The 24,143-nt window shown below is 67.7% G+C and carries 23 protein-coding genes; 11 read left to right on the forward strand and 12 right to left on the reverse strand.

Going from position 1 to position 24,143, the window contains the following annotated elements:
* Nucleotides 1-34 precede the first annotated feature (34 nt).
* From SY91_RS15125 to SY91_RS35040, 3 genes are all read right to left on the reverse strand, one after another.
* Complete coding sequence (locus SY91_RS15125) at nucleotides 35-628, reverse strand: AAA family ATPase (RefSeq protein WP_023476775.1); 594 nt, start codon at nucleotides 626-628, stop codon at nucleotides 35-37.
* Nucleotides 621-2,042, reverse strand: coding sequence for an alpha,alpha-trehalose-phosphate synthase (UDP-forming) (otsA, locus tag SY91_RS15130; protein ID WP_006478148.1), 1,422 nt, complete (start codon nucleotides 2,040-2,042; stop codon nucleotides 621-623). The genes SY91_RS15125 and otsA overlap by 8 nt, the downstream gene beginning before the upstream one ends.
* A gap of 138 nt (nucleotides 2,043-2,180) precedes the next feature.
* Nucleotides 2,181-2,390, reverse strand: a complete 210-nt coding sequence (locus SY91_RS35040; RefSeq protein WP_023476776.1) for a hypothetical protein — start codon at nucleotides 2,388-2,390, stop codon at nucleotides 2,181-2,183.
* A gap of 288 nt (nucleotides 2,391-2,678) precedes the next feature.
* Here SY91_RS35040 and SY91_RS15135 point away from each other — a divergent pair, with 288 nt between their 5' ends.
* Nucleotides 2,679-3,230, forward strand: a complete 552-nt coding sequence (locus tag SY91_RS15135) for a hypothetical protein (protein WP_023476777.1) — start codon at nucleotides 2,679-2,681, stop codon at nucleotides 3,228-3,230.
* Nucleotides 3,227-3,721 carry a hypothetical protein gene (locus SY91_RS15140; RefSeq protein ID WP_023476778.1) on the forward strand — a complete coding sequence of 165 codons (495 nt, stop codon included), beginning with the start codon at nucleotides 3,227-3,229 and terminating at the stop codon, nucleotides 3,719-3,721. The genes SY91_RS15135 and SY91_RS15140 overlap by 4 nt, the downstream gene beginning before the upstream one ends.
* Before the next feature lie 82 nt (nucleotides 3,722-3,803).
* Here the strand turns inward: SY91_RS15140 and SY91_RS15145 are convergent, their stop codons facing one another.
* The gene (locus tag SY91_RS15145; protein WP_006755837.1) at nucleotides 3,804-5,141 is read right to left on the reverse strand and encodes an AAA-associated domain-containing protein; all 1,338 of its coding nucleotides are present in this window, start codon (nucleotides 5,139-5,141) and stop codon (nucleotides 3,804-3,806) included.
* Nucleotides 5,142-5,163: 22 nt separating this feature from the next.
* Complete coding sequence (locus SY91_RS15150) at nucleotides 5,164-6,921, reverse strand: ABC transporter permease (protein WP_011545925.1); 1,758 nt, start codon at nucleotides 6,919-6,921, stop codon at nucleotides 5,164-5,166.
* 501 nt (nucleotides 6,922-7,422) lie between these two features.
* On the opposite strand from SY91_RS15150, the gene SY91_RS15155 reads away from it, so the two are divergent.
* The gene (locus tag SY91_RS15155) at nucleotides 7,423-7,689 is read left to right on the forward strand and encodes a hypothetical protein (RefSeq protein WP_011545926.1); all 267 of its coding nucleotides are present in this window, start codon (nucleotides 7,423-7,425) and stop codon (nucleotides 7,687-7,689) included.
* 42 nt (nucleotides 7,690-7,731) lie between these two features.
* Here SY91_RS15155 and SY91_RS15160 read toward each other — a convergent pair whose 3' ends face one another.
* Both SY91_RS15160 and SY91_RS15165 read right to left on the reverse strand, forming a co-directional pair.
* Entirely contained in the window at nucleotides 7,732-9,048 is a 1,317-nt protein-coding gene (locus tag SY91_RS15160) for an ATP-binding protein (RefSeq protein WP_011694353.1), read from the reverse strand.
* Nucleotides 9,032-9,757: a response regulator gene (locus tag SY91_RS15165; RefSeq protein ID WP_006493394.1), complete on the reverse strand. Its 726-nt coding sequence runs from the start codon at nucleotides 9,755-9,757 to the stop codon at nucleotides 9,032-9,034. The genes SY91_RS15160 and SY91_RS15165 overlap by 17 nt, the downstream gene beginning before the upstream one ends.
* 224 nt (nucleotides 9,758-9,981) lie before the next feature.
* Here SY91_RS15165 and SY91_RS15170 point away from each other — a divergent pair, with 224 nt between their 5' ends.
* The gene (locus SY91_RS15170; RefSeq protein ID WP_034174454.1) at nucleotides 9,982-10,536 is read left to right on the forward strand and encodes a periplasmic heavy metal sensor; all 555 of its coding nucleotides are present in this window, start codon (nucleotides 9,982-9,984) and stop codon (nucleotides 10,534-10,536) included.
* 68 nt (nucleotides 10,537-10,604) lie between these two features.
* Here SY91_RS15170 and SY91_RS15175 read toward each other — a convergent pair whose 3' ends face one another.
* Nucleotides 10,605-11,309 (reverse strand): pirin family protein, encoded by a 705-nt coding sequence (locus SY91_RS15175; protein WP_124477703.1) that lies wholly within the window; start codon nucleotides 11,307-11,309, stop codon nucleotides 10,605-10,607.
* A gap of 365 nt (nucleotides 11,310-11,674) precedes the next feature.
* Here SY91_RS15175 and SY91_RS15180 point away from each other — a divergent pair, with 365 nt between their 5' ends.
* The 4 genes from SY91_RS15180 to SY91_RS15195 all read left to right on the forward strand — a co-directional run bounded on the left by SY91_RS15180 (nucleotide 11,675) and on the right by SY91_RS15195 (nucleotide 14,881).
* Entirely contained in the window at nucleotides 11,675-12,457 is a 783-nt protein-coding gene (locus SY91_RS15180) for an ABC transporter substrate-binding protein (RefSeq protein WP_011545930.1), read from the forward strand.
* A 226-nt stretch (nucleotides 12,458-12,683) separates the two neighbouring features.
* Nucleotides 12,684-13,373, forward strand: coding sequence for an ABC transporter permease (locus SY91_RS15185; protein ID WP_034201477.1), 690 nt, complete (start codon nucleotides 12,684-12,686; stop codon nucleotides 13,371-13,373).
* On the forward strand, nucleotides 13,370-14,083 hold the full coding sequence (locus tag SY91_RS15190; RefSeq protein WP_185920971.1) for an ABC transporter permease: 714 nt from the start codon (nucleotides 13,370-13,372) through the stop codon (nucleotides 14,081-14,083). Before SY91_RS15185 ends, SY91_RS15190 begins: the two co-directional genes overlap by 4 nt.
* 18 nt (nucleotides 14,084-14,101) lie before the next feature.
* On the forward strand, nucleotides 14,102-14,881 hold the full coding sequence (locus SY91_RS15195; protein WP_185920972.1) for an ABC transporter ATP-binding protein: 780 nt from the start codon (nucleotides 14,102-14,104) through the stop codon (nucleotides 14,879-14,881).
* A 64-nt stretch (nucleotides 14,882-14,945) separates the two neighbouring features.
* Here the strand turns inward: SY91_RS15195 and SY91_RS15200 are convergent, their stop codons facing one another.
* Nucleotides 14,946-15,443: a GNAT family N-acetyltransferase gene (locus tag SY91_RS15200; RefSeq protein ID WP_006478135.1), complete on the reverse strand. Its 498-nt coding sequence runs from the start codon at nucleotides 15,441-15,443 to the stop codon at nucleotides 14,946-14,948.
* A 144-nt stretch (nucleotides 15,444-15,587) separates the two neighbouring features.
* On the opposite strand from SY91_RS15200, the gene SY91_RS15205 reads away from it, so the two are divergent.
* Both SY91_RS15205 and SY91_RS15210 read left to right on the forward strand, forming a co-directional pair.
* The gene (locus tag SY91_RS15205; RefSeq protein ID WP_185920973.1) at nucleotides 15,588-16,514 is read left to right on the forward strand and encodes a LysR family transcriptional regulator; all 927 of its coding nucleotides are present in this window, start codon (nucleotides 15,588-15,590) and stop codon (nucleotides 16,512-16,514) included.
* A 542-nt stretch (nucleotides 16,515-17,056) separates the two neighbouring features.
* Nucleotides 17,057-18,136, forward strand: a complete 1,080-nt coding sequence (locus tag SY91_RS15210) for a porin (RefSeq protein WP_027813490.1) — start codon at nucleotides 17,057-17,059, stop codon at nucleotides 18,134-18,136.
* A gap of 176 nt (nucleotides 18,137-18,312) precedes the next feature.
* Here the strand turns inward: SY91_RS15210 and SY91_RS15215 are convergent, their stop codons facing one another.
* Together SY91_RS15215 and SY91_RS15220 are read right to left on the reverse strand one after the other, a co-directional pair.
* Nucleotides 18,313-18,651, reverse strand: a complete 339-nt coding sequence (locus SY91_RS15215) for a P-II family nitrogen regulator (RefSeq protein WP_006398637.1) — start codon at nucleotides 18,649-18,651, stop codon at nucleotides 18,313-18,315.
* An 83-nt stretch (nucleotides 18,652-18,734) separates the two neighbouring features.
* Nucleotides 18,735-20,465, reverse strand: coding sequence for an NAD+ synthase (locus SY91_RS15220; RefSeq protein ID WP_185920974.1), 1,731 nt, complete (start codon nucleotides 20,463-20,465; stop codon nucleotides 18,735-18,737).
* Between the two features lie 109 nt (nucleotides 20,466-20,574).
* On the opposite strand from SY91_RS15220, the gene SY91_RS15225 reads away from it, so the two are divergent.
* Nucleotides 20,575-21,753, forward strand: coding sequence for a GNAT family N-acetyltransferase (locus SY91_RS15225; RefSeq protein ID WP_034174450.1), 1,179 nt, complete (start codon nucleotides 20,575-20,577; stop codon nucleotides 21,751-21,753).
* A gap of 71 nt (nucleotides 21,754-21,824) precedes the next feature.
* Here the strand turns inward: SY91_RS15225 and SY91_RS15230 are convergent, their stop codons facing one another.
* The gene (locus SY91_RS15230) at nucleotides 21,825-24,080 is read right to left on the reverse strand and encodes a glycoside hydrolase family 3 C-terminal domain-containing protein (protein ID WP_185920975.1); all 2,256 of its coding nucleotides are present in this window, start codon (nucleotides 24,078-24,080) and stop codon (nucleotides 21,825-21,827) included.
* Nucleotides 24,081-24,143 lie beyond the last annotated feature (63 nt).

A 24,143-nucleotide genomic window follows, 5' to 3' on the forward strand; every position in this document is an offset into this window, starting at 1 on the left:
CACCCGCCGCCGTGCGCCGCACCCGCGGCGGGCGTCAGGCCGCGTCGAGCGTGTCCATCACGAAGCGCACGCGCGCCTTCACGCTCACGCGCGGCAACTCGATCAGCCGATAGCCGTACGACGTATAGCAATCGACCATCGCGTCATGGGTCCGCACCGCTTCCGCGAAATCCTGCCGGCGCTCGGTGTCCTGCGCATAGATGTCGGGCCACGGCGGCGCGATGAACACGCGCCGGTGATAGCGGAAGCGCCGGGCCGCGGCTTCCGCATGCGCGGGCACCGCCAATCCGGTCAACTGCAGATAGCCGATCACGTCCGGCACGCCGCGGTCGAAGAACACCGGCCCGCGGGCCTGCCGCGCGAGATGGTAGGACCGCATCTCCCAGCCCAGCATCAGTTCGGCGAACGCAGCCGGGTCGCGCCACGGCAGCGCCGGACCGTCGATGGCCATCTGGTCGCGGATCACGCCGCGTCCCGCCTCCTGCGAACGTGCGTACCCGGCCCGTTCGAGCGCATCGAGCAACGTGCTCTTGCCCGAACCCGGGCCGCCCGTCACGACGAAGAAACGGCCGGCGGTATCGTCGGCCGCTTCGTCGTCGCCACCGGCGCCCGGCGCGGACTCACGCATGCGCGACGCGCCGGCCCGCACGCCGCGTGACCGACGCCGCCGCCGCGACGCTGCGCAGGTCGGCGACGAACGTATCGCGCCACACCGACAGGTCGTTCTCGCGCAGCCGCGCGAGATTCTGCTCGTGACGGGCCTGCCGCTCCGCGAGCGGCATCGACAGCGCGCGTTCGAGCGCCTCGGCCATCTGCGACAGGTCGTACGGATTGACGAGCAGCGCGCCGGTCAGCTCGGCCGCCGCGCCCGCGAACTCCGACAACACGAGCACGCCCGGATCGGCCGGGTCCTGCGATGCGACGTATTCCTTCGCGACGAGGTTCATCCCGTCGCGCAGCGGCGTCACGTAGCCGACCTGCGACATCCGGAAGAACGCCATCAGCAGGTTACGCTCGTACTTGCGGTTCAGGTACTGGATCGGCGTCCAGTCGAGCTGCGAGAAGCGGCCGTTGATGCGGCCGGCCTCGCCTTCGAGCGTTTCGCGGATCTGCTGATAGGTCTGCACGTCGGAACGTGTCGGCGGCGCGATCTGCAGCAGCGACACGCGCCCCTGCCAGCCCGGCGCATTCGCGAGCATCCGCTCGAACGACTGGAAGCGCTCGACGAGCCCCTTCGAGTAATCGAGGCGGTCGACGCTCATCACCAGCTTGCGGTCGCCCAGCGCCTCGCGCAGCATCTTCACCGGCTTGCGCGTGCCGTACTGGACGGCCGCCTGCGCGATCGCGTCGGGATGCACGCCGATCGGATAGGCCGCGACCTTCACGACGCGGCCATGCGCGTGCAGCATCCCGTCCTCGCTCGCCGCGCCGATGCCGCGCCGCTCGATGTAGTCGGTGAACGCCTGTTTGTCGGCCTCGGTCTGGAAGCCCGCGACGTCGTACGCGCACATGAACTTCACGAGTTCCTCGTGCGGCGGCACGAGGCGCAGCACGTCGGGCGACGGAAACGGGATGTGCAGGAAGAAGCCGATCGGGTTCTTCACGCCGAGCTCGCGCAGGTAGTGCGCGAACGGCAGCAGATGATAGTCATGCACCCAGATCAGGTCGTCCGGACGCAGCAGCGCGGCGAGCTGCTTCGCGAGCATCGCGTTCACGCGCAGATAACCGGCGTACTCCTGCCGATCGAAGCGCGCGAGATCGCCGCGGTAGTGGAACACCGGCCACAGCGTCGCGTTCGAGAAGCCGCGGTAGTACTGGTCGTAGTCGCGCCGGGTCAGCCCGACCGTCGCGTACGTCACGTTGCCGTCCCGCTGGATCGCGGGCTCGGCATCCGGCGCTCCGACGATCTCGCCGTTCCAGCCGAACCAGACGCCGCCCGTTTCCTTCAGCGCGTCCATCACGCCGACGGCCAGGCCGCCCGCGCTCGGGCGCGTGTCCTCGCCGGCGGCGACACGATTCGATACCACGATCAATCTGCTCATGCGACTTCCCCTCCTCGATTCGATTGGCTGGCGCGCGACGCACGCCAAAGCAGGCGCGGCGGCCCGAGGGCGGCCGCGCGGCGATTCAGTTCCGAGAATTGCAATGAAATACGGCGGTGGAATGTGGCGACGACCGTATCAAGCGTCCTGCTCCTGACCGAGGTCGCGTTGATAGTCGAGCCCTTCCGGGCGAGCACCACCCTGGTTGTGATCGCCGTCCGACGGCGTCTCGTCCGGCGCGCCCGCGGGCGGCGCCGATGGCGCGTCGGTCCGCGGACGCGGGCGATCTTCCGGATGGCCGGCAGCCGCGTCAGGCGGCCGGTGTGACAACCGTTTCGAACGGCGCATGGCTGGGTGTCTCATATGCGGCGCGGCTCGAGGCCGTCGTAGAAACATTCCATAGCAAAACAGTCTAGGTCGCTTGATCGCATCCGAAGGTAACAATTACCTTCAATTTGTAACGTTTCGACCCCTCGCCAATCATCTATCCGACAATGACGCCGCCCGCGCGCACGCGGCCTGCCCCGCGGCGATTTGTCAAAGCTTTGCAGTTTTCCCATGACAATTGCGAAACAATGACGCGGCATCAGGGCGTGCATGCGTCGCCGCTCACCCAGACAGGACTTGCACTCAGGGATGAACATTCGTTTCGAATCGCCGCGCCGGGCCACGCCGGCGCGCATCGTGCTGGCCGTGATCGCCACGGCCGCACTGCTGTCCGGCTGCAATTCGCTGTACAGCGAAGGCGCGACAGCCGGCGCCGGTATCGCGGGCGCCGCGATCGCCTCCAAGGTCACCAACAACGCCGCCGTCGCGACGGGCATCGGCCTCGGCGCCGTCGCCGGCGCGCGGGCTGGCGTCCAGTATTCGCAACGCGTCGCGCACCGCTACACGCAGGAGCAGATCGCGAAGGCGGCCGGCCCGCTCGACGTCGGCGGCGTCGCGCCGTGGTCGACGCACCATTCGTTCCCGATCGAGGACGACGAGCAGGGCCGCGTGACGGTCAGCCGGATGATCAGCGTCGGTCCGCTCGACTGCAAGGAAATCGTGTTCGCGGTCGACACGCCGGCGAAGGCCGACAAGGCCGCGCAATCGGCGTTCTACGTCGCCACCCTCTGCCGCGACGGAGCCGTGTGGAAATGGGCATCGGCCGAACCGGCGACCGAACGCTGGGGCGCGCTGCAATGAACGTGGCGATCCGTATCGCGGCGATCGGCGCGCTGTGCGCGGCGACGGCCGCGCTGTCGGGCTGCGGCTCGGTCGGCGCGGCGAGCGGCGCGCTGGCCGGCGCAGCGACGGGCCTCGTCACCGCGAACCCGGCGGTGGGCGTCGGCGTGGGGATTGCCGTCCAGGCCGCGACCGACGAAGCCGTCAACCGCACGATGAAGCAGCTCCATCAGAATCAGCAGGACGCGATCGCGAAGACGGCCGGCAGCCTCGCCGTCGGCGAATTGAAGCCGTGGAAGGTGAAGAACACGCTACCGCTGGAAAACGGCGAAGGCGAAGTGCGCGTCACGCGTGCGTACGCGTCGGCGCTCGCGCTGTGCAAGGAATTCGCGTTCTCGGTGAAGGACGGCGACAAGGCCGACTGGTACTTCGCGAATGCGTGCCAGCAAGGCACGCACTGGAAGTGGGCGTCGGCGGAACCGGCCGTCGATCGGTGGGGGAATTTGCAGTAGCGGTGCGAGGCGCCGCGCGTCATGCGCGGCGCCCGTGGCGTTCTGCGAGGCGTGGTTGGTTATACCAGGCGCCTCGCCAGCATCAGGACTCGACGTCCTCGAGGCTGAAAATTTCGGTCTGGTCGTTGTACGAGAAAATCTCGCCGTACCGCCCCCAGTCGATCACCGCGTCGAGCGTTTCCTCGGCCGCGCCGTCCGACAGGAAATCCTCGAGCTCCTGCTCGAAGCGCACGCGCGGCGCACGGTGACCCGGACGCTCGTTCAGCACCTTCTTGATCCGCGCCGCGAGCGGCACGTGCTTCAGCAGGTGATCGGCGAACATCAGCTTGCGCTCCTGCGTGCCGAATTCCGCGAACACGCGCCCCGGCGGCGTCAGGAACACGTCGCCTTCGCGCACGTCCGCGAAGCCGAGGTACTGCAGCACTTCCGCGATCGGGAACAGGTCGTCGACCTCGAGGTGCAGCGTCCGCGCGATTTCCGGCATGTCCGCGCGGCCGTGGTACGGCGCCATCGCGAGCGTCTCGATCAGGCCGGCCATCAGGTTGGTCGACACCTGCGGCAGCCAGCTGCCGAGTTCGAGCCCCTTCTTCGTCGCTTCGCCGGTCTGGCGCGCGGTCATCTTCGCGTAGATGTCGTCGACGAGCTTGCGGAACGCCGGATCGAGACGATTGCGCGGATGCTTGAACGGCACCTTGATCTCGGCGATCACGCGGCCCGGATTCGACGACAGCACGAGAATCCGGTCGCACATGAACACCGCTTCCTCGATGTTGTGCGTGACGATCAGCACCGACTTGATCGGCATGCGGCCTTGCGTCCACAGGTCCAGCAAATCGGTACGCAGCGTTTCAGCCGTCAGCACGTCGAGCGCGGAGAACGGCTCGTCCATCAGCAGAATCGTCGGGTCGACGACGAGCGCACGCGCAAAGCCGACGCGCTGGCGCATCCCGCCCGACAGCTCGCGCGGATACGCGTTCTCGAAGCCGTCGAGACCGATCAGGTCGATCGCGGCGAGCGCACGCTCGCGCCGCTCACGCGCGCCGACGCCGAGCGCTTCGAGCCCGGCTTCCACGTTCTGCAGCACGGTGAGCCACGGGAACAGCGCGAAGGTCTGGAACACCATCGCGACGCCTTCGGCCGGGCCGCGCAGCGGCTTGCCAAGGTAGGTCACTTCGCCGCCGGTCGGCTCGATCAGGCCGGCAATGATGCGCAACAGCGTCGATTTGCCCGAGCCGGAGCGGCCGAGCAGGCCGACGATCTCGCCTTCGCGCAGCGACAGGTTCGCGTCGTCGAGCACGAGCAGTTCGCCCTGCGTCTTGTTGAAGCCGCGGCAGACGTGATCGACGCGCAGGATTTCTTCACCGAGGCGCGGCGGCTGGGACGTCTGGACGGGGGCGTTTACAGCATTCGGATTGTGCATCGCGTTTCGCTCTCAATCGGTCTCAGTCGAGCCGCAGCTTCGCTTCGGCGAAGGCATACAGCGGGCGCCACAGCAGGCGGTTGAACAGGGTGACGAACAGGGACATCACGGCGATGCCCAGGATGATCTTCGGAAAATCGCCGGCGGCGGTGGTCTGCGCGATGTAGGCGCCGAGGCCGTGCGCCTCGATTCGGGTGCTGCCCCACTGCACGGCTTCCGACACGATGCTCGCGTTCCACGCGCCGCCCGATGCGGTGATCGCGCCCGTCACGTAGTACGGGAAGATGCCGGGCAGGATCGCCTGACGCCACCACTGCCAGCCGCGGATGCGGAAGTTGGTCGCCGCTTCGCGATAGTCGTTCGGGTAGGACGTCGCGCCGGCGATCACGTTGAACAGGATATACCACTGCGTGCCGAGCACGATCAGCGGCGACAGCCAGATGTCCGCGTTCAGGTGGAAGCGCGCGATCACGATCACGAACACCGGGAACAGCAGGTTCGCCGGGAACGCGGCGAGGAACTGCGCGAGCGGCTGCAGCTTCTCGGCCAGCTTCGGACGCAGCCCGACCCACACGCCGATCGGCACCCAGATCACCGACGCGATCGAGATCAGCACGACCACGCGCAGCAGCGTGATGAGCCCGAGCACAAGCACGTGGCCGACCTCGGCCATCGTCACGCCGGTCGCGACGAAGCTGACGACGCGCCACACGATATAGGCCGTGCCGATCAGCACGAGCCCGGCCCACGCGATGTCGACCGTGCGCGACGCCTTCTTCTCGACTTTCGGCAGCGTGAAACGCATCGCGCCCGACAGCGGCAGGCGCAGCGGAATCCGCGCGGCCTTCGCGAAGAACCAGCCGGCCGGCACGAGCAGTTGATGAATCAAGCGCGTGCGGCGCACGAGGTCGAGCAGCCACGATTGCGGCGCATCGCCCGACGCGGTGTTCTCCATCCGGAACTTGTCGGCCCACGCGATGAGCGGGCGGAACAGGAGCTGGTCATACGCGAGAATCACGACCGTCATCGTCAGGATCACCCAGCCGATCGCGCCGAAGTTCTTGTCGGAGATGGCCTGCGCGAGATACGCGCCGATGCCCGGCAGCGTGATCGTCTGGTTGCCGACGGTGATCGCCTCCGACGCGACGACGAAGAACCAGCCACCCGACATCGACATCATCATGTTCCAGATCAGGCCCGGCATCGAGAACGGCACTTCGAGCTTCCAGAAGCGCTGCCAGGACGTCAGGTGGAAGCCGCGCGACACTTCGTCCAGGTCGCGCGGCACCGTGCGCAGCGACTGGTAGAAGCTGAACGTCATGTTCCACGCCTGACTCGTGAAGATCGCGAAGATCGCGGCCAGCTCGGCGCCGAGCACGCGGCTCGGGAACAGCGCGAGGAAGAACGTGACCGTAAACGAGATGAAGCCGAGCACCGGCACCGACTGCAGGATGTCGAGGATCGGAATCAGCACCATGCCCGCGCGGCGGCTCTTGGCCGCGAGCGTGCCGTAGACGAGCGTGAACGCGAGCGACGCGACCATCGCGGCGAGCATCCGCAGCGTGGTGCGCAGCGCGTATTCGGGCAGGTTCGACGGATCGAGCGAGATCTTCTGCGTCTGCAGCACGCCGATCGGCGCCATCGTTTCGTGAAAGCCGACCACCGCCATCGCGATCAGGCAGATGATCAGCGGAAATGCGATGAAGTCCCACCGGTTCGGCAACACGCGCCACGCGGATGCGTTGGCGGTCCGGTTCGGATTGAAGAATCCGACGTTCATCAGGCGCCCTCCCCGGTAAGGCCGAACGAAGCCGGCAGTCGATGTTGATTCATGGCAAAGCGCACGGGCGCGGTAATTCGATTGACTGGCGATGTCGCGCACGCGCGGCGCGCCGTGCGCGCATGCGCTGCCGCGGCCGGGCGAGCCGGGCCGCGACGGCACGACACTACACCAACCTGTATTTCAGGTACAACCGTCCCGGGACGGCTGGGCAGCGCATGGATCGTGCCCGGCGCGTGGGCGGATGACGGGCGCGCGGTACGGAACGACCCGGCCGCGGTCGTGCGGCCGGCGCGCAGGCCCGAATTATGCCGTGATCCGGCCCGGCCGTGAACCCGCCCCCGCACGCGGGCACAAACCGTGTCCGGCATCAGCAGCCGGATACGGCGAAGCAGGTATGATCGGGGCTAGCCCCGGGTCCGTTTCGGCCGTGCCGCCGCAATGCGCACGCGCCGTCTGTATACCGGCCCCGGGGATCGACCGACGAGCGGGAGGAAGGGAATGGCAGGAAACTTGGTGATCGTCTGTCGCGATCAGGATGCCGACGCGTTCTATGAACTCATGCAGGAGTATGGGTCGTTCCAGACGCGCCTGTCGTCCACGGCGTGGTACCTGAACATGAACGTCGTGCCGGAATCGTTGCAGGAAGAAATCCTGGAGCGCCTTGGCCGGTATACGACGGTCTATATCTTCGAGGCCACCACGGTGACCTACAACACGATCGACAGCAACGCGGCGGAGACGCTCGGCACGCTGTTCGGCGAATGATGCCGCGCGGCGCTTGCCCGCCCGGGCAGGCGCCGCGACCGCTCATGCGGCCTGCGCGTGGGGTTCGTCCTTCGGCACGGCGTCGAACGGGAACGTCATCGATACCCGCAGGCCGCCCTCGGGGCGATTGCCGATGTCGCACGCGCCCCCCAGCCTGAGCACGAGCCGCTCGACGATCGCGAGCCCGAGCCCGCTGTGGCCGTTCCCGCCGCGCGCGGGATCGAGCCGCACGAACGGCCGCGTGGCGGCCGCGAGGTCGCGCGGCGCGATGCCGCCGCCGCTGTCGCTGACCGACAGCACGTAGCCGGCCGGCGTGCGCGCCGTCTCGACGAATACGGGCGGCGCACCGTACGCATGCGCGTTGTCCAGCAGGTTCGACAGGATCCGGTCGAGCGTCGCCGTCGGCAGCCGGAAGCCGGGATCGGCCTCCAGCCGCGTCTGGACCGTCGGCGCATTCGGCGCGACCGCACGATAGCTGCGCGCGATCCGCTCGCACGCCTGGTCGACCGGCACCGGCTCGCTGCGGTCGGCCCCGCCGTGCGCAAACACCAGGAACTGGTCGACGATGTGCGACATCGAGTCGACGTCGCGCACGACGCCGTCGCGCAGCCGTGCGTCGTCCATCATTTCGGCCCGCAGGCGCATCCGGGCGAGCGGCGTGCGCAGGTCGTGCGCGACGCCGGCCAGCATCACCGCGCGATCGCTCTCGGCCTGCGACACCTGCTCCACCATCTGGTTGAAGCCGTGCGTGAGCTGGCGCAGCTCGCGCGGGCCGCGCTCGCGCAGCGGCGGCACCGGCTGCCCGCGGCCGAAACGCGCGACCGCGCGCGCGAGCGAGCGCAGCGGCTGCTGCAACTGCCAGGCCGCGAACAGCGCGGCGATCACGCCGGCCGAGAAGATCGTGCCGAGCCACAGCAGCATCCGGTCGAGCGAGCGCGGCGGCCGCAGCGGCTGCACGGGCACCACGATCCAGTTGCGGTCGGTCGGCTCCTTCACCCACAGCACCGGCGGATGGCCGGGCGTGCCGATCTCGACCTGCGTGCCGGGCGGCATGCGCTCGCTCACGTCGTCGCGGAACCGCTTCAGCGGCGGCGGCAGCCCCGAATCGCCGCTCTTCGGCACGTCGGCACTGTCGGGCGACACGAGCCGCACGCGCGACGGCAACGGCTGGTCGGGCGTACGCTCGATGTGCTGGCGCACCGCGTCGACGAGGAACGCGGCTTCCTCGACCGCATAACGCGTCTGCATCTGGTTGCGCTCGAGCCGCATCGCGAAGAACCACGCGAAGTGCGACAGGAGCAGGACACCGACGACGAGCAGCGCCAGCCGCCCGAACAGTGAATCAATGGGTTTGCGCATGGGCCTCGCCGTCGGGCACGAACACGTAGCCGCGCCCGCGGACCGTCTGGATGAAGCGCGGCGTCGACGGATCCGTTTCGAGGATGCGGCGCAGGCGCCACACCTGGACGTCGATGCCGCGGTCGGTGCCGTCGTACTCGGGCCCGTGCAGCAGCTCGAGCAGCCGCTCGCGCGTGAGCGTGCGCAGCGCGTGGTTCACGAAGATCTTCAGCAGCGCGAATTCGCTGCTCGACAGCGTGGCCGGCTTGCCGTCGACCGACAGCGTGCGCGCCTGGAAGTCGAGCAGGAAGCGGCCGAACGCGAACGGCTCGCGCTGCTCGGGCGCGGCCGCCGACGGCGTTGCGCGGCGGCGGCGCAGCACGGCCTGCACGCGCGCGAGCAGCTCGCGCGGATTGAACGGCTTGCCGAGGTAGTCGTCCGCGCCGAGCTCAAGCCCGACGATGCGGTCGACGTCGTCCGCCCGCGCGGTCAGCATGATCACGGGGATGTCGTCGCCGGCCGCGCGCAACTGGCGCAGCGCGGTCAGGCCGTCCACGCCCGGCATCATCAGGTCCAGCACGATCAGGTCGGGCCGCTCGCGCTCGAGGCGCTTCTCGAGCGTCGCCGCGTCGTGCAGCACGGACACTTCCATCCCCTGGCGCACGAGATAGTCGCGCAGCAGGTCTCGGAGTTCTTGGTCGTCGTCGACGATGAGGATCTGGGTAGTCATGGCTCGAAGTTTACCGCGCGAGGGCGGAGTCGAAGAACGAAACAAAGGGGCGAAAGGGTTACTGCGGGTTACCGCGCAAGGGAACTGTAATGCGCGGTAACCGGGCCGCCACCCCGCGTAACACCCGCCGGGGCCTGCATCGCTAACCTGCGTCTTACCGGATGCGGTACCCGACTTTCCCGGCACCGCATCGCCGGACCCTTTGGATACAAGGAGTTTCTGAAATGTATAAGAAGACTTCCCGCGTGGCCATCGCGGCCGCCGCCGTGCTCGCTCTCGCATTCGGCACCGCGCATGCCGCGCAACCCACCGACGTGCCGCCGCCGGGCGGCCCCGGCATGCACCAGATGCACGGCGGGCACGAAGGCGGCCCGTTCGGCGCGATCATGAAACTGCACGACCAGCTGAAGCTCAACGCGTCGCAGGAACAGCAATGGCAGGCAGCCGTCAACACGATGAAGCAGAACCGTGACGCGATGCGCAAGAGCCACGAGCAGATGCGCGAGCAGTTCAAGGCGCAGCAGAACCAGCCGATCCTCGACCTGAGCGCGATGCACTCGGCACGCCAGCAGGCGGAGGCGCAGAACGCGCAACTGCGCGAGCAGACGTCCGCCGCGTGGCTCACGTTCTACAACGGGCTGAACGACCAGCAGAAGACGATGGTCAGCACGGCGCTCAAGCAGCAGTTCGCGAAGATGGAGCAGCGCCACGAGAAGATGAAGGAGCGCTGGGAGCAGCATCGCGCGGCCGCGAAGGGTGCGTCGGCGCCAGCGCAGTAAGCCGGCGGGCCGCTCCCGCAGCGGCATCGAAGGGGACGCAGGCACCGGCCTGCGTCCCCTTTTTCGTTTCAGGCGACGTCGAACAGCAGCACCTCGGCCGTGCGGCCACGCGCGAACGCCACCGCGTCCACGCCGCCGATCCGCGCGCCGTCGCCGGCGGTCAGCGCGCGGCCGTTGACCTCGACCTCGCCGCGCACGACGTGCACGTAGATGCTGCGCCCGGCCGGCACGTCGAACGCCGCCGTCTCGTCGCCGTCGATCAGCGCCGCGAAGATGCGGGCGTCGGCCCGCACCGACAGCGCGCCGTCGCCGCCGTCGGGCGCCGCGACGAGCCTCAGCCGGCCGCGCTTCTCGTCATCGGCGAAACGCCGTGCCTCGTAGCCGGGCCGCCCGCCCCGTTCGGCCGGCTGCAGCCAGATCTGCAGCAGATGCAGCGGCCGGTCGCGCGACGCGTTGGTTTCGCTGTGCACGAGCCCCGTGCCGGCGCTCATCCGCTGAATGCCGCCGGTCCGGACGATCGCACCGCAGCCGAGGCTGTCGCGGTGCGCGAGCTCGCCATCCAGCACGTAGGTGAGGATTTCGACGTCGCGGCGCGGCTGCATCCCGAAACCGCGCGTCGGCGCGATCCGGTCCTCGCTCAGCACGCACAGCGCGCCGACGGGCGGACGCACCGGCGCATGCCCGTCGCGACAGACGGACGAAAAGCTGTGGCTCGATTCGAGCCAGCCGTGGTGCGTGCGGCAGCGGTCTTCGGCGCGCAGGATCTGGAACATTGGGGCGGACGCTCGGGGCGCAGATGTTCTGTTCGGGTTTACCGCCACTGTAAGGGGCGGCCGGCAGCGCCACAATCCGCCGCCCGCGCACCGCATCGTTGCACCTGCACACCCAATTGCCGAAATATTCGTTGCGAATACCTCGATTGCCGCAACAGCCGAATCGAGGAATCGGTCGACCGCGCCGGATTGCCGTTTTCCGGGTATCGCGTTCGGGTAAAATACCGCCCTTTTGGCGTTCGCCCTTCCGGCGGTCGCCAACGCCAGAGCGCCGATCGGCGATTTTTGGCCGTCTAGAATACGCCGCGGCGCCCGGTTCGACCGGCCGCGAGCGCCCCCGGAAAGTCAGCAACAGAAGGATGGAAATGAAGAAGGCCGCCCTGTGCGCCGCCCTCGCCCTCGTGGCGGGCAGCGCCTTCGCGAAGGAGTGGAAGACCGTGCGGATCGGCGTCGATGCCAGCTACCCGCCGTTCGAGTCGACCGCACCGAGCGGCGAGATCGTCGGTTTCGACGTCGATCTCACCAAGGAAATCTGCAAGCGGATCAACGTGAAGTGCGTGTGGGTGGCGCAGGATCTCGACGGGATCATCCCGGCGCTGAAGGCGAAGAAGTACGACGTCATCGTGTCGTCGCTGACCGTGACGGACAAGCGTCGCGAGCAGATCGACTTCTCCGACAAGGTGTACGACGCGCCCGCGCGGATGATCGCGAAAACCGGCTCGCCGCTGCTGCCGACGGTCGCGTCGCTCAAGGGCAAGCGCGTCGGCGTCGAGCAGGGTTCCACGCAGGAAACCTACGCGAAGGCGTACTGGGAACCGCAGGGCGTGACGATCGTTCCTTACCAGAACCAGGACCAGGTCTATGCCGATCTCGGCACGGGCCGCCTCGACGCGACGCTGCAGGATGAACTGCAGGCCGACTACGGCTTCCTGCGCACGCCGCGCGGCAAGGGCTTCGCGTTCGCCGGGCCGGAAGTGAAGGATCCGAAGACGATCGGCGACGGCACCGCGATCGGCCTGCGCAAGGAAGATACCGACCTGAAGCTGAGGATCAACCAGGCGCTGGCCGACATGCACAAGGACGGTACGTACGACCGGCTGTCGCACAAGTACTTCTCGTTCAGCGTCTACTCGGCGCCGGCCCGCTGAACGCCGACAAGCAGCAGCGGATGCGGGGGCGGCCCCGCGTCCGGGCAGTACAGGCAGTCAACCACGCGCCGCCCGCCCCCTTGCCCGCCGTTCGCGCGACGGGCTCGCCCGGCACCGTTGCCGGGGCGGACGGTCATGATACGCACGGGGCGTTCCGCGCAGCTTGGCGGGCGCGTCTTTCGCGGCGCACGACGTGCACCGTCAGGGACCACACCAGGGACCACATATGTTTCTACAAGGCTACGGCCCGCTGATCCTCGCCGGCACCTGGCAAACCGTCAAACTGGCGGTGCTTTCGCTTGCGCTGTCGTTCCTGCTGGGGCTGCTCGGCGCCGGCGCGAAGCTGTCGCGCAACCGCGTGACGAACGGCGTCGGCACCATCTACACGACGCTGATCCGCGGCGTACCCGATCTCGTGCTGATGCTGCTGCTGTTCTACAGCCTGCAGATCTGGCTGAACATGGCGACCGACGCGCTCGGCTGGGACCAGATCGACATCGACCCGTTCCTCGCCGGCGTGCTCGTGCTCGGCTTCATCTACGGCGCGTACTTCACCGAGACGTTCCGCGGCGCGTTCCTGTCGGTGCCGCGCGGCCAGCTCGAGGCCGGCAGCGCCTACGGGATGACGAACTGGCAGGTGTTCACGCGGATCATGTTCCCGCAGATGATGCGCTTCGCGCTGCCGGGCATCGGCAACAACTGGCAGGTGCTCGTGAAGTCGACCGCGCTCGTGTCGATCATCGGCCTGGCCGACGTCGTGAAGGCGTCGCAGGACGCCGGCAAGGGCACGCTGCGGTTCTTCTTCTTCACGCTGATCGCGGGAGCGGTCTACCTCGCCATCACGACGATCTCGAACTTCGTGCTGATGTGGCTCGAAAAGCGCTACTCGACCGGTGTCCGCAAGGCTGACCTATGATCGAACTCATCCAAGAATACTGGCGCAACTATCTCTACACCGACGGCTATCGCATCACCGGTGTCGCGATCACGCTGTGGCTGCTGGTCGTGTCGATCGGCCTCGGCTTCTGCCTGTCGGTGCCGCTCGCCGTCGCGCGCGTGTCGAAGAAGAAGTGGCTGTCGGGCGCGGTATGGCTGTACACGTACGTGTTCCGCGGCACGCCGCTCTACGTGCAGCTGCTGCTCTGCTATACGGGCCTCTACAGCCTGCAGGCCGTGCGCGGCACGCCGATGCTCGATGCGTTCTTCCGCGACGGGATGCACTGCACGCTGCTCGCGTTCACGCTGAACACCTGCGCGTACACCACCGAAATCTTCGCGGGCGCGATCAAGGCGACGTCGTACGGCGAGATCGAAGCCGCGCGCGCGTACGGGATGTCGCCGTTCACGATGTATCGCCGCGTGATCCTGCCGTCGGCGCTGCGCCGCGCGCTGCCGCTGTACAGCAACGAAGTGATCCTGATGCTGCACGCGACGACGGTGGCCTTCACCGCGACCGTGCCCGACATCCTGAAGATCGCGCGCGACGTGAACTCGGCGACCTACATGTCGTTCCACGCGTTCGGCATCGCCGCCCTGCTCTACCTCATGATCTCGTTCACGCTCGTGTGGCTGTTCCGCCAGGCCGAGCGTCGCTGGCTCGCGTATCTGCGCCCGCAAGGCAAGTAAGTTTTCGCAGGACTATTGATGAACTCCCAGACCCAGAAGCTTTTCGTCGACGATATCCACAAGCGGTACGGCGACAACGAGGTGCTCAAAGGCGTGTCGCTGAGGGCGAACTCGGGCGACGTGATCAGCGTGATCGGCTCGTCCGGTTCCGGCAAGAGCACGATGCTGCGCTGTATCAACTTCCTCGAGCAGCCGAACGCGGGCCGCATCTTCGTCGACGGCGAGGAAGTGCGCACCGCGCTCGACAAGACGGGCGCGCTGCGCGCGGCCGATTCGAAGCAGTTGCAGCGCGTGCGCACCAAGCTGTCGATGGTGTTCCAGCACTTCAATCTCTGGTCGCACATGAACGTGATCGAGAACGTGATGGAAGCGCCGGTGAACGTGCTCGGCATCCCGAAGAAGGAAGCCGAGGACCGTGCGCGCGAGTATCTCGAGAAGGTCGGCCTCGCGCCGCGCGTCGAGAAGCAATATCCGTCGCATCTGTCGGGCGGCCAGCAGCAGCGCGTGGCGATCGCGCGGGCGCTCGCGATGCATCCGGACGTGATGCTGTTCGACGAGCCGACCTCCGCGCTCGACCCGGAGCTGGTGGGCGAAGTGCTGAAGGTGATGCAGAAGCTCGCCGAGGAAGGCCGTACGATGATCGTCGTCACGCACGAGATGGGCTTCGCGCGCAACGTGTCGAATCACGTGATGTTCCTGCACCAGGGGCGCGTCGAGGAACAAGGCGTGCCGTCCGAGGTGCTCGCGAACCCGAAGAGCGACCGCCTGCGCGCGTTCCTGTCGGGCAGCCTCAAGTAACGCCCGCCACGCGCCACGCCCGAACGGGCGCCCCGCGGGTCGCCGCGCGGCGCCCGTTTTGCGTTTACGCGGTGCTCACCGGCGCGCCGTCGGCGAACGCGCGCAGTTCGTCGCCCGCCAGCCGGTAACGCACCCATTCGCTCTGCGGCGCCGCACCGACGCTTTCGTAGAAGCGGATCGCCGGCTCGTTCCAGTCGAGCACGCTCCATTCGAAACGCCCGCAGCCCGAGTCGACCGCGATCCGCGCGAGCGCCTTCAGCAGCCGCAGCCCCGCGCCGGCGCCGCGAAAACGCGGCGACACGTACAGATCCTCCAGATACAGCCCCTGCCGCGCGAGCCACGTCGAATAAGAGAAGAAATACACGGCGAAGCCGGCCGGCTCGCCGTCGACCTCGCACATCAGCGCACGCGCCGGCGAGCCTTCGCCGAACAGGCTGCGTTCGAGCGATTCGGGCGTCGCGACGACTTCGTGCTCCGCCTTCTCGTAGACGGCCAGTTCGGTGATGAAGCGCAGGATCAGCGGCACGTCGGCGACGGTGGCGGAACGAATATCGATTTGCACGGGTTGAGCCCTCCTCCGGCCCGGATGTGAAGCGAAAAACAACGGGAAAACGGCGCCGCGCCCCCGCGCTGGCGCCGTTCGAACCGTCATGCTACGTTCACGCGATGCCTGCAGGAAGTGCAGTTTCTTCATCCAGACCTGAACGTGATGCATCCCGATCTGCGCCGCCTCGACCTGAACCTGCTGCTCGTATTCGACGCGCTGTATCGCCATCGATCTGTCGCGGCGGCCGCGCACGAACTCGCGTTGAGCCCGTCGGCGTTGAGCCACGCGCTCGCCCGGCTGCGCGACACGATCGGCGATGCGCTGTTCGTGCGCCTCGGCAACGAGATGCAGCCGACCGTGCGCGCCGACGACATCGCCACCTGGGCCGGCGACGCGCTCGACGCGATGTCGAAAGGGCTCGCCCGCGCGCGCCGCTTCGATCCCGCGCAAAGCGACCGCACGTTCGTGTTCGCCGCGACCGACTACACGGCGTTCGCGGTGCTGCCGGCGTTCCTCGCCCGCATCCAGCACGTGGCGCCGCACCTGCGGGTCCGCGTCGTCCATTCGGACCGCAAGATTTCCGTCGACGCGCTCGCGGCCGGCCGCATCGACTTCGCGCTCGGCTACCACGAGGAATCGGCGGCCGATGCGCCGGGCATCGAGGATTTCGACTGGTTCTCCGACGACTACGTCGTGATCGCGAGCGCCGCGCATCCGGACATCCGGCGGCGGCTGACGCTCGACCAGTACCTGGCGGCCCGCCACGTGGTCGTCACGCCATGGAACGAATCGCGCGGTGTCGTCGACTACGTGCTCGACCGGCTCGGTCTCGCGCGGCAGGTGGCCGTGCAGTTGCCGACCGTGCTGGCCGCGCCGTTCGTGATCGCGGAGTCGGCACTCCTGATGACGGTGCCGAACCGCGCCGCGCAGGCGCTGCGGCATGCGGCGCCGATCCGCATCTTCCCCGCGCCGTTCGAGATCCCGCGCTACACGGTGAAGGTCTACTCGCACGCGAAGCATGCGCGCACCGATGCGCATCGCTGGATTCGCGCCCAGTTGCTCGCCGCACGGCCGAGCCCAGGCTAAGCGCGGCGCGTTGCGGGACGGGGGTTTCAGGCGTCGATCGGCGCTGTCGGCAATCGCCCGAATCATTACGAAATACTTACCAATTTCGCGACTTTCACGCTTACGCCGGCGCCCCGGCGACGTCAATAGTGGCAATCCTTGACCCATACCCGCGGAATCCATGTCTCCCTTGCGGGACAAGGGTTTTCCGGTAATCAGGAACCCTAGGGGCACCTGTTGCGCACCGTGTTGCATGGCAATTTGGCGACAGCGGTTAGTCAAACAACGATTTCCGTCGCCACAAAATTGTATTTTTGCTAAATTAGTAACCAAAGTAGCAAAACGAAGTTCGTGAAATGTAGTTTAGCTTCACGACACAACAAGGAGACCCCGCAGGCCGACCCGGCTGCGCGGGACCGCTCAACGGTTTTCCGTCTGCTTGCCCGCGTGCCGCGCTTACCGGCCCTGCACGAGGTCTCCCTGGTTATCCCGCTTTTGCCCGGCGCTCGTGCTCCGGGCATCTCGTGCAGTCTGGGTTGACTTTTTGACAGGGTATGGAGGAGATGATGAAGAAAGCTTTGGTCGCGGCCGCGCTGATGGCTGCTGGGGTGGTGACGGCGCACGCGCAGAGCAGCGTCACGCTGTATGGCCGCCTGGATGCAGGCATCGAGTACATGAACGGCCTGCAAAACGGCCACCAAGTGCGCGCGGAAAGCGGCGACTGGGGCACGAGCCTGTGGGGCTTGAAGGGTAGCGAGGACATCGGCGGCGGCAACAAGATCCTGTTCCACCTCGAAGGCGCGTTCAACACGATGACGGGCGGCTTCAGCGGCTCGATCTGGGATCGTTTCGCGACCGTCGGTATCTCCAACGACCGCTACGGTACGCTGCTGTTGGGTCGCGAACTCGCGATCGCCAACGGCGTGTGGGACTTCGACCCGTTCGGCCAGTCGGCCTGGTCGACGGCCTCGCTGGTGCGCGGCCGCAACTGGAACAAGACCAGCAACAACGTGTCGTACCAGTCGCCGTCGCTCTACGGCCTCGACTTCTACGGCCAGTTCTCGTTCTCGAACTCGACCAGCTTCAACGGCAACACGACGGCCGGCCAACCGGGCCGTGCAATGGGCGGTCAGGTTACCTACACGAACTCGCTGTTCCAGTTGCGCGGCATTTACGACGAAACGCGCGACAGCAATGGCCGCTTCTCGGACGTGTTCAACTACTCGCGTGAATACTTCGCGGGCGTGAACGTGTTCCTCGGCCAGTTCAAGGTTCAGGCGGCCTACCAGGCATCGCGCGCCGACGGCAGCGGTGGCCCGGCAGTGAACGCCGGCGTGACGGGTACGCAACAGGTGTGGGGCGGCGTGACGTGGCAGGCCACGCCGGCAGCGGCGCTGATCGCGGCCGTGTATCACGTGAACGCGAACCACGGTGGCGGCAACGCGAACATCTACACGGTCGGCGGCTCGTACAACATCTCGAAGCGCACGCTGTTCGACCTGCAGGTCGCGACGGTGCGCAACAGCTCGTCGGCCAACTTCGGCCTGAACGCGAACGGCGCCGGTACGGCCGTCTCGACGGGCAACCCGCATCAGGGCGGCAGCCAGACCGGCGTCTACGCCGGCATCCAGCACCTGTTCTGATCAGGCGCCGTCAAAGAACGATTCGACAACACTTTCCACGCTGCTGCGAGAGGCGCGTATCGGTGCGGTACCCAACCGGGTATCCGCACCGTTTTTTCTTGGGCGTCGGGTTCGTACGACCCGTGGCCCGATCGGTCGATTCGGTCGCGCTTGACCGAATCGAGCGGACACGGCGCTCAGACGGCCGCTTCGTTCTCTTCGCCGGTACGGATGCGGATCACGCGCTCGACGTCCGACACGAAGATCTTGCCGTCGCCGATCTTGCCGGTGCGCGCCGCACCGATCACCGCGTCGATCACCTGATCGACCTGCGCTTCCGCGACGACCACCTCGATCTTCATCTTCGGCAGGAAATCGACGACGTATTCCGCGCCGCGATACAGCTCGGTATGACCCTTCTGGCGGCCGAAGCCCTTCACTTCCGTCACGGTCAGGCCCGTGAGCCCCACTTCGGCGAGCGCTTCGCGGACTTCGTCCAGCTTGAACGGCTTGATGATGGCGGTGATGCGTTTCATGATGGTTGTCCCTCAATGCTCGTTTGGATGAAAAATCGCGTTCCCGATTGTAAGCCGGCGGGCCGCCTCCGGCCCAGCACCGCTCAATCGAGCCGTTCGGTGAAGCGTGACGTGATCGGGTAGCGCCAGTCGCGCCCGAATGCGCGATGCGTGACGCGGATGCCGATCGGCGCCTGGCGGCGCTTGTATTCGTTGATCTTGATGAGCCGCGTCACGCGCTCGACGTCGGCCTGCGCATAGCCGGCCGCGACGATCTCGGCGAGCGGCCGGTCTTCTTCCATGTACATCCGCATGATCGCGTCGAGCACGTCGTATGGCGGCAGGCTGTCCTGGTCGGTCTGGTTCTCGCGCAGCTCGGCCGACGGCGCGCGCGTCAGGATTCGCTCGGGAATCACGTCGCGCAGCGCGTAGTCGGTCGTTGCGTTGCGATAGCGGCACAGCCGGTACACGAGCGTCTTCGCGATGTCCTTGATCACCGCGAAACCGCCGGCCATGTCGCCGTACAACGTGCAATAGCCAACCGCCATCTCGCTCTTGTTGCCGGTCGTCAGCACGATCGAGCCGAACTTGTTCGACAGCGCCATCAGCAGCGTGCCGCGGATACGCGCCTGGATGTTCTCCTCCGTCGCGTCTTCCGCGCGGCCCGCGAATTCGCCCGCGAGCGCGGCGCGGAACGCATCGAACATCGGCGCGATCGCGATCTCGTCGTAGCGCACGCCGACGCGCCGCGCCATCTCCGCCGCGTCGGTGGTCGAGATGTCGGCCGTGAAGCGCGACGGCATCATCACCGCGCGCACGCGCTCGGGCCCGAGCGCGTCGCATGCGACGGCCAGTACCAGCGCCGAATCGACGCCGCCCGACAGCCCGATCAGCACGCCGGGAAAACCGTTCTTGCCGATGTAGTCGCGCACGCCGGTCACGAGCGCGCGGTACACCTGCGCGTCGGTCGACAGTTCGGGCGCGATCGCGCCGGGCAGCGGCCGCGCGCCGTCGAATTCGACGATCGCGTGCCCTTCGTCGAACTGCGGCATCTTCGCGACGAGCGCGCCGTCGCCGTCGAGCACGAACGACCCGCCGTCGAACACGAGTTCGTCCTGGCCACCGACGAGGTTCACGTACACCATCGGCAAGCCGGTCTCGCGAATCCGCGCGCGCAGGATGTCGATGCGCACCGCTTCCTTGTTCAGGTGATACGGCGAGCCGTTCGGGATCAGCAGCACCTGCGCGCCGGCCGCCTTCGCGATCTGCGCGGCCGACGCATGCCACGCGTCCTCGCAGATGATCACGCCGTATTTCACGCCGTTCAGCTCGAACACGAGCGGCTCGGTGTCGGTCGCGAAATAGCGTTTCTCGTCGAACACCTCGGCGTTCGGCAGGTCCTGCTTGCGGTAGGTGCCGACGATCTCGCCGCCGACGATCAGCGATACCGCGTTGAAGGTGTCGGTAGGCGGCACGCCGCGCTCGATCGGGCGGTTTGCATTACCATCGACGGCTGACGCGCGCGCATCGTCGCCCGCCCCGCTGCCCGGACCGCTGCCCGGACCACGCAACGGATGGCCGACCAGCACCGCGAGCCCGTCGAACGCCTTCAGCGCGTCGGCGAGCGCATCGAGCGCGGCCGCCGCCGCCGCGTAGAACGCGGGCCGCAGCAGCAGGTCTTCGGGTGGATAGCCGGACAGCGCGAGTTCGGGTGCGACCATCAGTTGCGCACCATCGTTGTGCGCGGCGCGTGCGGCCGCGACGATCCGCGCGACGTTGCCGGCGAAATCGCCGACGGTGACGTTGATCTGGGCGAGAGCGAGTCGGGTCTTCATGGCGGGAGCGGCGCAACCCGGCGGCGCGCCTTGAACGGCTGACGAAATCGACCCGGATGCGGGCCACGGCGGCCCGCATCCGGCAACATCCAACGGTACGGATTCACGCTTGAAACACGAACGCATCGATTATCGCACGGGCATCCTGTCGTCCCCCGCCGAGGTGCCGGCCGACGAATGGAACGCGCTGCTCGCGCGCGACGCGCAGCCCACGCCGTTCCTGCGCCACGAATTTCTCGACGCGCTGCACGTCGCGCGTTGCGCGGTGGACGACACCGGCTGGTCGCCGCACTTCGTCACGCTGACCGATGAGCGCACCGGCCGCCTCGCGGCTGCCGCGCCCGTCTATGCGAAACAGCATTCGTACGGCGAATACGTGTTCGACTGGGCGTGGGCCGACGCATACCAGCGCAATAACCTGCCCTATTACCCGAAGCTGCTGTGCGCGGTGCCGTTCACGCCGGTGCAGGGCACGCGCCTGCTCGCGGCCGACGACGACGCGCGCCGCCATCTCGCGGCCACGCTGCTCGCGTTCGCCGAGCAGAGCGACGTGTCGTCGCTGCACGTGCTGTTCCCGACCGGCGACGAAGCGCGGCTGCTCGAATCGATGGGGATGATGCTGCGCGAAGGCGTGCAGTTTCACTGGCTCAACGACGGCTACCGCCACTTCGACGATTTCCTCGGCACGCTCGAGCAGAAGAAGCGCAAGAACATCCGCGCGGAGCGGCGCAAGGTGCACGACGCGGGCGTGACGTTCCGGCGGCTCACCGGCGACCAGATCACCGACGCCGACTGGCGCTTCTTCTCGCGCTGCTATCGGCAAACGTACCGCGAGCATTATTCGAGCCCGTACCTGAACCTCGACTTCTTCCGCACGATCGGCGCGACGATGCCCGAGAACCTGCTGCTCGTGATCGCGGAAGCCGACGGCCAGCCGATCGCGAGCGCGCTCGCCGTGTACCGGCGCGGCGAGCACGGCGGCGGCACGCTGTACGGCCGCTACTGGGGCGCGATCGAGCACGTGCCCTGCCTGCATTTCGAAACGGCCTACTACCAGTTGCTCGAATTCTGCATCGAGGCCGGGCTCGACACGTTCGAGGGCGGCGCGCAGGGCGAGCACAAGCTCGCGCGCGGTTTCCTGCCGACCGTCACGCACTCCGCGCACTGGCTCGCTCATCCGGCGTTTTCCGATGCGGTCGCGCGCTTTCTCGAACGCGAGACCGAGCATATCCACGCATACGTCGACGAACTGCGCGAACACGATCCGTTCCGGCGCAGCACCGGCTAGCGCGATCCGGCGCACCGGCATGCGGCGAAGCCAGGCGTGGCCTCGCCGCATGCCGCACGATCGTCGCCGGTTCAGTGCGCGGCGAGCGTCACCGCCTGCGACAGCGCCTGCGGGTCGCGCGACGACGCGGCCGCCGACAGCCCGTAGCTGCCCGCGCCGATCCGCCATGCGTGCGCGCTCGCATCCCACACCGCGAAGCGCTGCGCCGGCACCGCGATGCTGACCGTGCGCGCCTCGCCCGGCTGGAGCGCGACCTTGGTCCAGCCGACGAGCCGCTTCGGCGGCTCGCCGAGCGACGCGGGCAGCGCGGCGTAGATCTGCACCGTGTGCGTACCGGCGCGCGAGCCCGTATTCGTCACCGTCACGCCGACCGTCACGTTACCCGCTGCGTCGGCCTGCGCGGACATCGCCGACAACGCATACGTCGTGTACGACAGCCCGTAGCCGAACGGGAACAGCGGCTCGATCGCCTTCGCGTCGAACCAGCGATAGCCGTACGCGAGCCCTTCCGCATAGACGTTCCGCAGGTTCGACGGATCGATCGTCGGCTGCGGCAGGTCGGCCTCCTGCTTCGGGAACGTCAGCGGCAGCCGGCCCGACGGGTTCGCGTCGCCGAATAGCAGGTCGGCGATCGCCTGGCCACCCTGTGCACCCGGATACCACACGTCCAGCACGCCATGCACGTTCGCGAGCCACGGCATCAGCACCGGGCTGCCGTTCTCGAGCACGACGATCACGCGCCTGGCCTTCGCGGCGACCGCGGCGATCAGCGCGTTCTGGTCGTATTGCTGGTTGTACGGGTCCGCCTTCGCATCGGGCAGCGACAGGCTCGCGAGGTCGAGCCCTTCCGTCTGCCACTGCGTGGCGAACACGATCGCGACATCGGCCTGCGCGGCCGCGGTGGCCGCGGCGTTCGCGTCGGTCCCGTCGAGATAGCTGACCGACGCATTCGGCGCCTTCGCGCGGATCGCCGCGAGCGGCGCGGACTTGTACCAGGTCGCGCATCCGCCGAACAGCATGTCGGCCGGCTGCTGGCAGGACGTCACCGCGTTGCCGTCGATCGCCGGCACCGCCCCCGAGCCGCCGCCCGACAGCACGCCCACGTCCGCATGGCCGCCGATCACGACGACCGACTTGAGCGTGCCGGCGGCCAGCGGCAGCACCGGCTGCGTGTCGCCGGGCGCGGCCGCGTTCTTCAGCAGCACCGCCGCTTGCCGTGCGATCGCGAGCGCATCGGCATTGCCGGCGGCTTCGTCGATCGCGCCGCCCGGCTTCGGCGGCGCGTCCATCACGCCGATGCGGATCAGCGTGCGCAGCTTGCGCTGCACCATGTCGTTCAGCCGCGCGGCCGACACGCTGCCGGCCTGCAGCGCCGCGCGCAGCTTCGAATTGAAGTACGAGCCGAGCGGCGCGTTGCCGTCGTCGGCCGCGCCCGGCTGTTCCTCGTCGAGCCCGGCCTGCACGGCGGCAACCGTCGAATGCGTCGCGCCCCAGTCCGACTGCACGACGCCCTTGAAGCCCCACTCGTTCTTCAGCACCGTCGTCAGCAGATACGGGTTCTCGCACGCATACACGCCGTTCAGCTTGTTGTACGCGCACATCACGTTGCCCGGCTGGCCGTCCTTCACGCCGATCTCGAATGCGAGCAGCTCGGCCTCGCGCATGGTCCGCTCGTCGACGACCGAATCGACCGTCATCCGGTTGGTTTCCTGGTCGTTGAACGCGAAATGCTTGATCGTCGCGATCACCTGCCGCGCCTGCGTGGCCTGCGTGCGCGCGGCGCTCAGCGTGCCCGCGAGCACCGGGTCCTCGCCCATGTATTCGAAGGTGCGGCCGTTGCGCGGCTCGCGCGCGAGGTTCACGCCGCCGCCGAGCCCTTCCGCGAAGCCGAGCGCGCGCAGTTCGAGCGCGATGCGCGTGCCGTAGGTGCCCGCGAGCGCCGGGTCCCACGTCGCCGCGAGCGCGACCGGCGCGGGCAGCGCGGTCACGCGCGCGTTCTTCACGTTCACGCCGCCCGCCGAATCGGCGCTGCTGACGGCCGGAATACCGAGCCGCGGCACGCCCGGGATGTAGCTCGCGCCGTTCAGCGCATCGGCCGGGAACGGGCCGCCCAGGCTGAGCGCCGGCATGCCGGTGCCATGCACGAGCTGCAGCTTCTCGTCGGTCGTCAGTTGCGCGACGAGCGCGGCCGCGCGCTGGTCGGCTGCCGCGTCGGGGTCGGCCGGCGCGGTCGGGGCATGGATGTCGTCGCCGCCGCACGATGCGAGCAGCACTGTGAGCGCGCACGCGGACGCAATCGTCGAACACCGGAACAGCGAAGTTTTCATTGATCCTCCAGAATCGTTCTGTTGTAGTACTTGTCGCCTCACTCCAGCGTCCGAGTCTAAAAA

Source organism: Burkholderia cenocepacia (assembly GCF_014211915.1).
Classification (GTDB): domain Bacteria; phylum Pseudomonadota; class Gammaproteobacteria; order Burkholderiales; family Burkholderiaceae; genus Burkholderia; species Burkholderia orbicola.

Bases quoted from the DNA above. Each gene is read 5' to 3' on its own strand.
- SY91_RS15175 (WP_124477703.1), bottom strand. From the start codon at position 11,309: ATGTTCCAGATCCTGCGCGCCGAAGACCGCTGCCGCACGCACCACGGC.
- SY91_RS35040 (WP_023476776.1), bottom strand. From the start codon at position 2,390: ATGCGCCGTTCGAAACGGTTGTCACACCGGCCGCCTGACGCGGCTGCC.
- SY91_RS15215 (WP_006398637.1), bottom strand. From the start codon at position 18,651: ATGAAACGCATCACCGCCATCATCAAGCCGTTCAAGCTGGACGAAGTC.
- SY91_RS15210 (WP_027813490.1), top strand. From the start codon at position 17,057: ATGATGAAGAAAGCTTTGGTCGCGGCCGCGCTGATGGCTGCTGGGGTG.
- SY91_RS15185 (WP_034201477.1), top strand. From the start codon at position 12,684: ATGTTTCTACAAGGCTACGGCCCGCTGATCCTCGCCGGCACCTGGCAA.
- SY91_RS15160 (WP_011694353.1), bottom strand. From the start codon at position 9,048: ATGCGCAAACCCATTGATTCACTGTTCGGGCGGCTGGCGCTGCTCGTC.
- SY91_RS15145 (WP_006755837.1), bottom strand. From the start codon at position 5,141: ATGCACAATCCGAATGCTGTAAACGCCCCCGTCCAGACGTCCCAGCCG.
- SY91_RS15190 (WP_185920971.1), top strand. From the start codon at position 13,370: ATGATCGAACTCATCCAAGAATACTGGCGCAACTATCTCTACACCGAC.
- SY91_RS15150 (WP_011545925.1), bottom strand. From the start codon at position 6,921: ATGAACGTCGGATTCTTCAATCCGAACCGGACCGCCAACGCATCCGCG.
- SY91_RS15165 (WP_006493394.1), bottom strand. From the start codon at position 9,757: ATGACTACCCAGATCCTCATCGTCGACGACGACCAAGAACTCCGAGAC.
- SY91_RS15195 (WP_185920972.1), top strand. From the start codon at position 14,102: ATGAACTCCCAGACCCAGAAGCTTTTCGTCGACGATATCCACAAGCGG.
- otsA (WP_006478148.1), bottom strand. From the start codon at position 2,042: ATGAGCAGATTGATCGTGGTATCGAATCGTGTCGCCGCCGGCGAGGAC.
- SY91_RS15135 (WP_023476777.1), top strand. From the start codon at position 2,679: ATGAACATTCGTTTCGAATCGCCGCGCCGGGCCACGCCGGCGCGCATC.
- SY91_RS15155 (WP_011545926.1), top strand. From the start codon at position 7,423: ATGGCAGGAAACTTGGTGATCGTCTGTCGCGATCAGGATGCCGACGCG.
- SY91_RS15220 (WP_185920974.1), bottom strand. From the start codon at position 20,465: ATGAAGACCCGACTCGCTCTCGCCCAGATCAACGTCACCGTCGGCGAT.
- SY91_RS15180 (WP_011545930.1), top strand. From the start codon at position 11,675: ATGAAGAAGGCCGCCCTGTGCGCCGCCCTCGCCCTCGTGGCGGGCAGC.
- SY91_RS15125 (WP_023476775.1), bottom strand. From the start codon at position 628: ATGCGTGAGTCCGCGCCGGGCGCCGGTGGCGACGACGAAGCGGCCGAC.
- SY91_RS15230 (WP_185920975.1), bottom strand. From the start codon at position 24,080: ATGAAAACTTCGCTGTTCCGGTGTTCGACGATTGCGTCCGCGTGCGCG.
- SY91_RS15140 (WP_023476778.1), top strand. From the start codon at position 3,227: ATGAACGTGGCGATCCGTATCGCGGCGATCGGCGCGCTGTGCGCGGCG.
- SY91_RS15170 (WP_034174454.1), top strand. From the start codon at position 9,982: ATGTATAAGAAGACTTCCCGCGTGGCCATCGCGGCCGCCGCCGTGCTC.